10 protein-coding genes and 1 riboswitch are annotated in these 10,858 nt (G+C 53.5%); of the genes, 8 read left to right on the top strand and 2 right to left on the bottom strand.

What is annotated here, in order from left to right; translation table 11 throughout:
• The first annotated feature begins 70 nt into the window (after positions 1 to 70).
• The 5 genes from L5656_RS08450 to L5656_RS08430 all read left to right on the top strand — a co-directional run bounded on the left by L5656_RS08450 (position 71) and on the right by L5656_RS08430 (position 4,300).
• Positions 71 to 922 (top strand): YwmB family TATA-box binding protein, encoded by an 852-nt coding sequence (locus tag L5656_RS08450; RefSeq protein WP_297201763.1) that lies wholly within the window; start codon positions 71 to 73, stop codon positions 920 to 922.
• Positions 923 to 979: 57 nt separating this feature from the next.
• The gene (murA, locus tag L5656_RS08445; RefSeq protein WP_297201759.1) at positions 980 to 2,227 is read left to right on the top strand and encodes a UDP-N-acetylglucosamine 1-carboxyvinyltransferase; all 1,248 of its coding nucleotides are present in this window, start codon (positions 980 to 982) and stop codon (positions 2,225 to 2,227) included.
• A 129-nt stretch (positions 2,228 to 2,356) separates the two neighbouring features.
• Positions 2,357 to 3,310, top strand: a complete 954-nt coding sequence (locus L5656_RS08440; protein ID WP_297201756.1) for a hypothetical protein — start codon at positions 2,357 to 2,359, stop codon at positions 3,308 to 3,310.
• Positions 3,311 to 3,314: 4 nt separating this feature from the next.
• Positions 3,315 to 3,899 (top strand): UbiX family flavin prenyltransferase, encoded by a 585-nt coding sequence (locus L5656_RS08435; RefSeq protein WP_297201753.1) that lies wholly within the window; start codon positions 3,315 to 3,317, stop codon positions 3,897 to 3,899.
• Complete coding sequence (locus L5656_RS08430; RefSeq protein ID WP_297201750.1) at positions 3,896 to 4,300, top strand: hypothetical protein; 405 nt, start codon at positions 3,896 to 3,898, stop codon at positions 4,298 to 4,300. Before L5656_RS08435 ends, L5656_RS08430 begins: the two co-directional genes overlap by 4 nt.
• Before the next feature lie 29 nt (positions 4,301 to 4,329).
• On the opposite strand, the gene L5656_RS08425 is transcribed toward L5656_RS08430, so the two are convergent.
• Positions 4,330 to 5,646 carry an NCS2 family permease gene (locus L5656_RS08425; RefSeq protein ID WP_297201747.1) on the bottom strand — a complete coding sequence of 439 codons (1,317 nt, stop codon included), beginning with the start codon at positions 5,644 to 5,646 and terminating at the stop codon, positions 4,330 to 4,332.
• 290 nt (positions 5,647 to 5,936) lie between these two features.
• A riboswitch (purine riboswitch) is annotated at positions 5,937 to 6,038 on the bottom strand.
• A 209-nt stretch (positions 6,039 to 6,247) separates the two neighbouring features.
• Between L5656_RS08425 and ade the strand changes: the two genes are divergently transcribed.
• Entirely contained in the window at positions 6,248 to 8,032 is a 1,785-nt protein-coding gene (gene ade, locus L5656_RS08420; protein WP_297201744.1) for an adenine deaminase, read from the top strand.
• Here the strand turns inward: ade and L5656_RS08415 are convergent.
• Entirely contained in the window at positions 8,018 to 8,965 is a 948-nt protein-coding gene (locus L5656_RS08415; RefSeq protein ID WP_297201740.1) for a L,D-transpeptidase family protein, read from the bottom strand. The genes ade and L5656_RS08415 overlap by 15 nt on opposite strands.
• A gap of 225 nt (positions 8,966 to 9,190) precedes the next feature.
• Here L5656_RS08415 and L5656_RS08410 point away from each other — a divergent pair, with 225 nt between their 5' ends.
• A complete protein-coding gene (locus L5656_RS08410; protein ID WP_297201737.1) occupies positions 9,191 to 9,628 on the top strand; it encodes a DMT family transporter in 438 nt (145 codons plus the stop codon).
• Between the two features lie 18 nt (positions 9,629 to 9,646).
• On the top strand, positions 9,647 to 10,426 hold the full coding sequence (locus L5656_RS08405) for an arginase family protein (protein ID WP_297201734.1): 780 nt from the start codon (positions 9,647 to 9,649) through the stop codon (positions 10,424 to 10,426).
• Positions 10,427 to 10,858 lie beyond the last annotated feature (432 nt).

The raw sequence follows: 10,858 nt of genomic DNA, 5'->3' as shown, positions 1-10,858 counted from the left end.
GCCCGAAGGTTAATAACTTATTTGACTGGTAAAAATAGGAGGTGATAAAACTTATATAGGGGGTAAGAATATGGGTATATTTGGCAAAGAGACGCGCAGAGCCCGATATGTGCTAATTCTTAGCCTCGTCCTCATTCTTATCTTGGGTGGTTTGTCGATTTTTAAACTCTACGCGGATCCAAGGGCGAAGTCTGCTTCCGTAAATGAAGTCGCCAGGGAAGGAGCTGCTCCGGGTGCAGTCACCCATGTTCCCCCGCTCCTAGAGCGGGCGTTAAAAAGCGTGGGTGCCCAAGGGGAGAGTGTCAGGCTGGAAGCCTGGGGTGTTTTAAGCTCAACCTTCGTCGAGATAGAGGAACTGGCTAGAAAGGCCGGGGAGGCCGCAGAAGATCTCAAGTTGAGGTCCGATTTCCCTTGGAAGGAGGAAAACCAGCCGGGCTTCCGGTCCGTCTCCTGGGAGGGGGAGGTAGAGCCGGGAGTAGTGCTGTATCTTTCGGTACAAAGTTTAAAAGACTTGAGCGGTAAGGGGGAAACCTATCTCCTCCTTAGCTGGGAAGGCAGTATAGGCGAAAGGGGAATAGCAGAGCTCCTGCAACAATGGCAGGAGCAGGCCGTAAAGGTTTTCCAGCGTAGTGCAGCGGAGCCGCGGTTTACTTACCTGGTAATCGGGCGGATACCCGGATATCTCTCCCTGGAGGAACGAAAACAAAGAGTTCAAACCGTGTTGTCCGCCTTTGAGGCTACCAAAATAGAAGGACTGGAGGAGGAAGAGCTGGTGAGCATTACCGCCTACTCCCCCCTCCTACCGCAGAAGGTGGAGGTAGCGGGGCAGAAAGCCAATCTGAACGTAGCCCTGCGCTTTCACTCCACTGACAACACTACCTACCTTTATCTGGGCTCGCCCCTTTTAGGTGGCGAATATTAGGGAGCCTGTGTTATAATCATCTTGTTGAATCTTTTTAGAGAAGGAGTATAGCCCGCCTTGGACAAAATCGTGGTAAAAGGGGGAACCCCGCTAAAAGGCCGGGTGGCCATAAGCGGAGCCAAAAATGCCGTGCTTCCCATTATAGCTGCCTGCCTGCTCGCAGAGGGTGAGTGCCGCCTGGAGGATACCCCGCACCTGGCGGACGTGGATACCATGTGCGGACTGGTTACTGAGCTGGGAATGCGGGTGTTCCCGGGGCAGGGTTCGCTGACCGTAATCAATGAAGGGATTAAAGCCACCGAGCCCCCTTATGAGTTCGTGAGGCGTATGAGGGCCTCTTTTTTGGTCCTGGGCCCCTTGCTCGCCCGTACGGGCAAGGTGAGGATAGCCCTGCCCGGCGGGTGCGCCATCGGTGCCCGGCCCATCGACCTGCACCTTAAAGGGTTGGCGGCCTTAGGGGCGGAGATCGAAGTTAAGAACGGCTGGGTAGAAGCCCGGGCCAGGCGCCTTAAGGGAGCTCAAGTCTACCTCGATTTTCCCAGTGTAGGAGCTACGGAAAATATAATGATGGCAGCAGCCCTGGCCGAAGGTACTACCATTATAGAAAATGCCGCGGGAGAACCGGAGATCGTAGACCTGGCCAATTTTATTAATGCCATGGGTGGGCGGGTTACAGGCGCCGGTACGCGCGTTATAAAAGTAGAAGGAGTGAAAGAACTCCGCGGCACCACCCACGCCGTCATTCCCGACCGCATTGAAGCCGGGACCTTTATGGTGGCTGTAGCGGCCACGGGGGGGGAAGCCTTCCTTGAAAACGTCATTACCACCCACCTTAAGGCAGTTATAGCGAAACTTACCGAAGCCGGAGCCATTCTTACCGAGGAAAACGGGGGCCTGTGGGTCCGGGGCGAGCTTCCCCTCAAAGCGGTAGATATAAAAACTATGCCCTACCCGGGCTTCCCCACGGACATGCAACCGCAATTTATGGCCCTCCTAACAGTAGCCAGGGGTACCAGCGTGATTACGGAGACCGTTTTTGAAAACCGCTTCATGCACGTTCACGAGTTAAAGCGCATGGGAGCCGATATCACTATAGAGGGCCATTGCGCGGTGGTCAAAGGGACCAAAAAGATAACCGGAGCCCAGGTTAAAGCTACCGATCTTAGAGCCGGAGCCGCCTTGGTTATAGCAGGGCTCGTGGCCGAGGGACAAACAGAAATAAGCTGCATTCACCATATTCACCGGGGATACGAAAACCTGGTGGAGAAGTTTCAGGCATTGGGCGCGGATATAAGGTACCAGTAGTCACGCCAACAGAACCCGGCGTTTAGATTGCACCGGGACCTCCACGGGGTAGCCCCAAGCAGGGCTGCCAGCGGGCGAAAAAAGCAGCGTGAGGCAGGCGGCCCTAAGGGAAAGGAAGAAGCTTAAGGGATGCCCATCTACGGTGCTTTAGATGTCGGCTCTAATTCCGTACGCTTGCTGGTAGGCGAGGTCGAAGGCGGCCGCGTCCGCCCTCTCCTCCAAGACCTGGAAAGTAGCCGCCTCATGGCAGGCTTTAAAGACGGGCGGCTTTCACCGGACTCGATAAACCGTACTCTAGCTGCAGCAGGGCGGCTGTTGGAAAAGGCCCAGAGATATCCTTTAAAGAATTTTCTGGCTGTGGCTACCAGTGCAGCCCGTGAGGCCGTCAATGCCGGGGAGCTGCTGGACAGGCTCGAGGCCCGGTTAAATTTACGGGTAGAAGTCATCGGAGGAGAAGAAGAGGCCCGCCTTACCTTCAAGGGTGTGAGGGCCGGCCTTAAAGGGAAGGTTAAGGAGCCGGTGGTAGTTGTAGATGTGGGAGGTGGGAGTACAGAATTCGCCTGGGAGGAGGATGGCCGGCTAAACCTACGCAGCGTTCCTTTAGGCGCGGTGAGATGTACGGAGAGGGCCACTAGCCTTAAAGAAATAGAAGAGACCCTGGCCCCGGTACTGCAGGAATTGCGCAGGCAGCAGGGGCTTTATCCGGTCGAGTTTCTTAATGATAAGGTGGATCCCGGGAGGGGAGCCTCAATTTCTTCCGCAGGCTGGTCGGTTGTGGGGTGCGGGGGTACAGCAACAACCCTGGGCGCCCTGGAGCTAGGGCTTAAAAAATATAACCCCGAGCTCGTGCACGGGCTATCCCTGCCCCAGGGCAAAGTCGGTTACTGGCTCAAGAAGCTGGCCAGCCTCCCCCTAGAGTCCAGGCGCAAGCTAGCCGGCCTCCAGCCCGAAAGGGCAGATATCATAGTTGCGGGTGTGACCATTTTGGAGGCCATCCTGCGGGGGCTTAACGCGGGAGAGATTATAATAAGCGAGGCCGACCTTCTGTGGGGCCTCCTCCTTAAAGCGGCGGGGGAGGAATAGGTACGTGCGGTTGATAGTAGCCATGACCGGGGCCACGGGCGCCATCTACGGCATAAGGCTCCTGGAAATACTTAAAGAGAAGGGCCTGGAGACCCACCTCATTTTAAGCCGTTGGGCAGAGGAGACTATAAAAGTAGAGACCTCGTGGACTGTGGAAGCGGTGCGGGAGTTGGCGAGCGCCTGTTACCGCGAGGACGACTTAGGAGCTAGCCTCGCCAGCGGTTCCTTTAGGCACCAGGGCATGATAATCATACCTTGCAGCATGAAGACCCTGGCTGCCGTAGCCCACGGCCTGGCTATGAACCTTATAACCCGTGCGGCAGATGTAACGCTAAAAGAAGGACGCAAATTAGTCTTGGTTCCCCGAGAGACGCCCTTAAATGCCATTCACCTGGAGAATATGTTAAAACTTGCCCGCCTGGGAGCCGTGATCCTGCCGCCTATGCCTGCCTTTTACCACCATCCCCGTAGCCTACAGGATCTGATAGACCACTTGGTAGGTCGTATTCTGGACCAGTTCGATATAGACCACAGGCTGTACCAGCGCTGGTCAGGATTGCCCAAGGGCAAAGAGGGGGCGAAAGCGTGATAACCTGCCGGGCCGGAAAGGGGCGTTTGCGGACAGTCTGCCGGCTTTTCCCTACGGAGGGAGGAATGGTAGTCCACCTTTTTGGGGGAGAAAAGCCCCATGTGGGTGCGGTAGCCCTGGCCGTTCCCCGACCGAGCTTAAAAGGCACGGGGCAGACCAGTTCTACGGCTTCCGTTTTGACCGTAGTGGGCCATAAGGATGACGAGCTGGCCAGACCCGTGGCACTTTTCCTGGCTGCAAGGCTCAAGGTACCCGTGGTAGTGGTAGCAGGAGTACATGTGGACGGGGCAAGCTGCAGGGAGATAGATGAGCTTCTTAACAATTCCTGGCGGGCGGTAAAAGGGGCCCTGGGGGTTTGGAGGAAATTTTGTTCCCAGGGCCCTGCGGTTACCGTAAAGTAAGCTTAAAATGGAGATGTACTACAGAAAGCCTAGATAAAGAAGCGTATAATGAATAAAATAGCCAAAACCCACATGGTAAGGCTTATTTTTTTGGCCTGACCGGAGATAAGGTGGAGGAATACGTACGCAAGCACTCCCCAAACGATGCCCTCGGCGATATCATAGGTGAAGGGCATGATGGTCATGGTTAAAAAGGCCGGAGCCGCCTCCAAAAAGTTACTAAAGTCGATCTTCATCACAGGCTCCATCATGAAAATACCTACAATAATTAAAACGGGAGCCGTGGCCACGGCAGGAACCATGCCTACCAGCGGGGAGAAGAACAAAGAAGCCAAGAAAAGCAGGGCCACTACCAAGGAAGTCAGTCCGGTGCGGCCGCCTTCGGCTACCCCGGAGGCGCTTTCGATATAGGCTACGCAGGTGCTGGTCCCGAGTATGGCACCTATTGTCGTAGCGATGGCATCGGACATCAAGGCCTGGCCTGCCCGGGGGAGGTGACCCTTTTCATCCAGAAGACCCGCTTTGCTGCTCACCCCGATTAAAGTTCCCAGGGTGTCGAAAAGGTCTACGAAGGTAAGAGTGAAGATTACAGGGATGATCCCTGCTGCTAAAAGATCACCCAACCCGCGGCTAAAAGCTCCGAAGGTGGGCGAGAGGCTGGGCGGGAGGCTTACTATCTTTAAACTTTCCACCTTAGTTACACCGAGGGGTATTCCGAGCAGGGTGGTGATGAGGATCCCCCAAAGAAGGGCTCCTTTAACCCGCAGGGCTACCAGGGCAGCAGTAATGACGAGCCCCAAGATGGCTAGCCCTGTCGAGGGTTGGCGGAGGTCCCCTATCTTTAGCAAGGTGTCGGGATTGGATACCACTATACCTGCACTCTGTAGACCAATAAGGGCTATGAAAAGTCCTATACCGGCGCTGATGGCCAGTTTAAGGGACAAAGGGATGGAGTTGACGATGGCTTCCCGGGCCTTGGTTAAAGTTAGGATGATGAAGATGATACCGCTCATGAAAACAGCAGCCAGGGCTGCCTCCCAGGGATAACCCATCTGTTTTACAATGGTGAAGGCGAAGAAGGCATTTAAGCCCATGCCGGGAGCTACGGCAATGGGGTAATTGGCTAAAAAGGCCATTATCAAGGTGCCTATTGCACTGGCCAAAATGGTGGCCACGAGTACCGCACCGAAATCCATTCCCGTGTTACTTAAAATCGCCGGATTTACAAATATGATATAGGCCATGGTCATGAAGGTAGTAAAACCGGCCAGTACCTCGGTGCGGAGGGTGGTATTATTTTCTTTAAGCTTAAAAGTCCTTTCCAGAAAGCCTTCGTACCCGGACATAATAACGATGACCTCCCGTTTTTAGGGATTTCTTCAATTACAGGAAGTCTCCTCCGGCAAAGCCACTCCTTGGTTCCTCATATAAGTTTCTCGTCTTTTTGCATCTCTATGGCGCCTTTAATGTGAGCCTTGCCATCCTTGTCCTCATATAAATCCCTTGTCTTTTACCTCTCGTGAACCGTTGCCATTAGCTGTTTTGCACTACTCCCTCGATTTTATAGGTTGCACCACCTGCCTTTAGATAAAAACTGGCCTAAAATCAATCTGCCCGGCTAACTGGCTAGGCCTTAAAAGCTCAGGCCCGCCTTCGTAGCCGGGCAATTTACGGTCGCCTGGTAGAGACCCCCAGACCATATTACTGGGGATATACGAAGACAGGTAGGGGTATATTACCTTTAAGTGTATTTTAACTTTTGACCCTCGTACCCACATTATATTTATTTGCTGTTTAGGGCGAAATTCCTGCTTGCCCTCCGCCGTAAAACTAAAGTTCTTATATGCGTTGACATACCTTAACATAGTAAATTATCCTTTAATTAGCACTTAATTATCACCCACTTAAGTGTCGTCCTATTCAAAAAAACCAGAAGGGGGTAAAGATATGTCGGCCAACCGTTTAGCCGCTATGACGAAGGAATTGGTGGCCGTGGCCACCGGGCGCCTACCTGCTGATGTAGTAATACGCGGGGGTAAAGTTATAAATGTTTTTACTGGAGAGATTTTAAACTGGGATATAGCTATTAAGAACGGCCGTATCGCCATGGTCGGTGAGGTGAATCACTGCCTGGGCCCTGAGACGGAGATTGTAGACGCCGGCGGGCTTTACCTGGCTCCGGGTTTCCTGGACGGCCACCTTCATGTAGAAAGCAGCATGGTAACGGTGACCCAGTTTGCCCGGGCTGTATTACCCCACGGTACCACTACTATCTTTATGGATCCCCATGAAATAGCCAATGTTTTGGGGCTGGAAGGGGTAAGGCTCATGGTGGAGGAAGGGCGTAACCTGCCTTTGAGGGTGTATGCCACCATGCCGTCCTGCGTTCCTGCTGCCCCAGGTTTGGAGGACGCCGGTGCGATTATCGGCCCGGAAGAGGTGGCCGTAGCCATGAAATGGGACAATATAATAGGCCTCGGGGAGATGATGAACTTCCCTGGCGTCCTCAACGGGGATGAGGCTGTACACGGAGAGATCAGGGTGACCCTGGAAGCGGGCAAGCCCGTTACCGGGCATTATTCCCTGCCGGATGTAGAAAAAGGGCTGCCCGCTTATGCTGCGGCGGGAATCTGCTGCTGCCACGAGTCCACCCGGGCTGTGGATGCCCTGGCCAGGATGAGGCTGGGCATGTACGCTATGATGCGCGAGGGGTCCGCCTGGCACGACGTGCATGAAACCATAAAAAGCCTGACCGAACACCGTATCGATACCCGGCGGGCCATTTTGGTTACCGATGATACCCATCCTGAAACCCTTCTCTCCTTAGGCCACCTCGATCACGTAGTAAGGAGGGCCATAAGCGAGGGGCTAAATCCCATAACCGCCATTCAAGCGGTGACCATCAACACTGCCGAATGTTTTGGAGTGGCCCAGGACTTGGGTAGCATTGCACCAGGGCGCTGGGCGGATATCGTGTTCCTTTCCGATTTAGCCTCTCTTACCATTGAGAAGGTTATGGTGGGAGGGCGCATCGTTGCTGAAAAAGGCAGGCTGACTGTGGAATTGCCTTCCGCTGATTATCCTCCGCATGTAAAAAATTCCGTCAGGCTAAAGGAGGCCCTTAAAGCATCCCACTTTGCAATACCCGCTCCTTCGGGAAGGGACAGGGTTAAAGTGCGGGTCATAGAAGTCATCGAAGCCAGTGTCCTTACCCGCCACACTTTGGTGGAAATGGAGGTAGAGGAAGGTTACCTTAAAGCATCCCCCTCCCAGGATATAGCTAAGGTGGCCGTAGTGGAGCGCCACCGGGCAACAGGAACTATGGGGCTGGGATTTGTCCGGGGTTTTGGCCTTAAGGCAGGAGCAGTGGCCTCTACCGTAGCTCATGACAGCCATAATCTTTTGATTGTGGGCTTAAACGACGAAGATATGGCCCTGGCCGGTAATACCTTGGCCGATTGTGGCGGGGGGATGGTAGTAGTACAAAATGGCCGGGTTCTGGCCTTGTTACCGTTACCCGTAGCGGGGCTTATGTCTGATCAGCCTGTGGAAGTGGTGGCAGGACAGGTGGAAGAGGTCTTAAAAGCCTGGCGGAAGCTCGGATGCGAGCTGGTTTCACCCTTTATGACCATGGCCTTATTGTCCCTACCCGTTTTACCCGAGCTCAGGCTTACCAACAGAGGATTGGTAGATACCCTGGAATTTAAATTTGTACCTTTAGTGGCCGGGTAAAACGGGAGGAAGGTCAAAGCCCAGGGCCTCCAAGGTTTCTTTGTCGGCCGTACCAGTGGGTTTTAAGCCTCGGGCTAGCTGAAACTGTTTTACAGCCAGGCAGGTCATAGTTCCGTAGTCGCCATCCGTGGGGCCAAATAGATAAAAGCCTTTTTCCCTGAGGCGGGCCTGCAGGCTTACCACCTCAGGTCCCCGGGAACCCGGCTTAAGGGGTTGAGTAGGAGGGACATGCGGGCCCTTTACAATCACCGGCGTGCCTACGGGTATCCAGGGGAACATCTCTTCTATGTCTTCGTTGAACATCCGGAAGCACCCTGCAGAGGCGGGCCAGCCTATGGACCAGGGCCGGTTGGTACCGTGTATCCCGTAGTTTCCCCAGGGCACGTTAAGCCCCAGCCACCGGGTACCCAGGGCGCCGCCAGGCTCATATATCTTTTCCCTGATTTTCCATTCCCCTACGGGTGAAGGGGTGCTGTATTTGCCTATGGCGATGGGATATTCCCGGAATACTTGACCGTCGACCAGAAGGTACAGGCGCAGCTTGTCCGTATCTACCAGTATCTTTAGACTACTTCCAGGCGGCGGGCCGGGTTTGGTGGTTTGAGAGGCGGGATGGAGATCTCCCCTTAAGGCCTCCCACAAAGTCGAGTCTACCCTGCCGGTTAGCGGGAGGCCCCGGTGGCGTTGGAAGTTGGTTACAGCACGCAGGGTAACCCGGTCATATATGCCTGTAAGAGGACCGAAATAATAACCGAGCTGGGCCAGCCTGAATTGGAGTTCTAAAACATCCTGTCCCTTAAGGGGCGGGGAAGTATAGATGAGGGGGCGACTTTCTCCCGTACAACTGCAGCGCTCTTTACCCCAAGCCGGGTTAAAAGGCCACAGAAGGGCCAAAACCAGAATGGGGGCGAGGATACAGGCCTTGCGGGGCATTTGATTATTTTTCCTCCTCAAAAGATGTGGTTTTCTGCTTTCAGAGTATTATTGTGCCCACGAGGGGAAGGAATATTTAAGCATCTTTTAAGGGGGGAACTTAAAAAGGCAGCGGAGCAAGTCTGGGCGAAGAGGCATTTTTTCAAGGGGAAGTTTAAAAAGCCGCTGGAGAGGGTCTAGACAGGGGTCTGGGGGCATACTAAAGGGGGAGGTGTTGAAAGCGCTATGCTCCTCGCCCTTGTTTTAGCCCTCCTTTCTGGAGTGGCCATGGCTATCCAGGGTTCCCTAAACGCTGCCCTAGCTAAGGTTATAGGTCTCCTCCAGGCCACCTTAGTGGTACACCTTACCGCTACCGTTACAGTAATTCTTCTGCTGCTCTTCCCTTTAAGCCCGGGAAGCTTGGCTAAAATTACCCAGGTTCCCTGGTACCTGCTATTAGGCGGGATTATAGGGGTGCTCATTACATATGGGGTGGTAGCGAGCATACCCCGTGCAGGAGTGGCCCTGGCTACTACGGCCATAATAGTAGGACAGGTTACGACCGCGCTTATCATCGATCACTTGGGCCTTTTCGGTTTGGAAAAAATACCCTTTACCTGGTGGAAGGTCCTGGGGTTAATTCTTCTGGCCTCGGGAGCGTGCCTTATGTTAAAACGTATATAGGGGGTGTTGGTATTAAAGATGTACGTATGCCTGCTTAATACTGACGCTACCCTGTTACGGCAGAAAAGGCTCCTTAAGGCTGGGGATACCCTGGTGGATTTGAGCCGGGTGCACAACCTCCGGTTGATGAGCCCGGGAAAGGTGTTGGAAGAGGTAAGTTTAAAATTAAGCCGGATCCCGGTGGGCTTGAGTTTCTTAGGCAGCGGGGATTTTCATCACCTTACTCTGCTTTTTTTAAGGAAGCTGCGAACGTCCTTTACCCTGGTGGTTTTGGATCGGCACCTAGATATGCATACTGCCCCGCCCGGGTTTGTTACCTGTGGCTCTTGGTTGAGGGAAGCCCTCGGGCTTCCTTGTCTAGAGGAGGTTTACGTATTAGGGGTACAGGAGGAGGCATTGACGAATACAGAAGGCTGGCTTGGTGCTACGGGCGATGCGACTAAGCTCAAAGTCTATCCTTCTAAGGCCTTTTTGCCGGCCGTCCGGGAGGTCCTTGAAAAGGTAAGGGGGCGGAGGGTGTATATTTCCGTAGACAAAGACGTCCTGGCATCCCCTTGCGCCTGGACGACCTGGGGTCAGGGGGAACTCCGCTCAGGCCCTGTTTTCTATTTACTTAGAAATCTTAAAAATTGCGCCCGGGTGATAGGGGTGGATGTTTGCGGGGAGTATATCCCTGCTTCGGTCATACCAGGCCCAAGGGACTGGGGTAAAATAGAGGCTAATGAGGTGTTCAACTTGGCCATGCTTAGACTTTTCGCGGGTTCTAAGTGCTCAGGTTCCACGGTAAAGGCTGTTTAAAAGGCTATGAAGGACCGCATTAAAACTAAAGAGGACTTGCCCTCTAAGGCGCCCGGGATTAAGTTGTTTTATCAAATATTTCGGGGAACTGACTTCGACGCATTTGACCAGAACCTTACAACAACCCTAAAGCGGGTAATACTATTTACCTGCCGGTCTCTAATCCGGGAGCCTTATTTTACATTAGGGATTGGCAGGCGGCCCGGCCTGAGGGATCCCCAGTTTTAAAGAGTAGTGAGGGCGAGAAAGGGGGAGAAAAAAGGAGGAAAATAAGGATCCCCCCGCTAATTTAAATTTGGATACCACTTCCAGCTGAGGGGGGGATCCTTAAAAATGAAACTCAACAGCTTTGTTAGAAAACGAGCGTGAGGGTTTCAAACTACGGGGTCTTAAGCTTTCCTCCCCGGGGCGTTATAGCCGTCTTTTTCTCCT

It is taken from the genome of Thermanaeromonas sp., assembly GCF_021890735.1.
GTDB lineage: Bacteria > Bacillota > DSM-521 > Neomoorellales > Neomoorellaceae > Thermanaeromonas.
The sequence above is the reverse complement of the archived record's forward strand: the minus strand, read 5'-3'. Positions and strand labels throughout refer to the sequence as shown.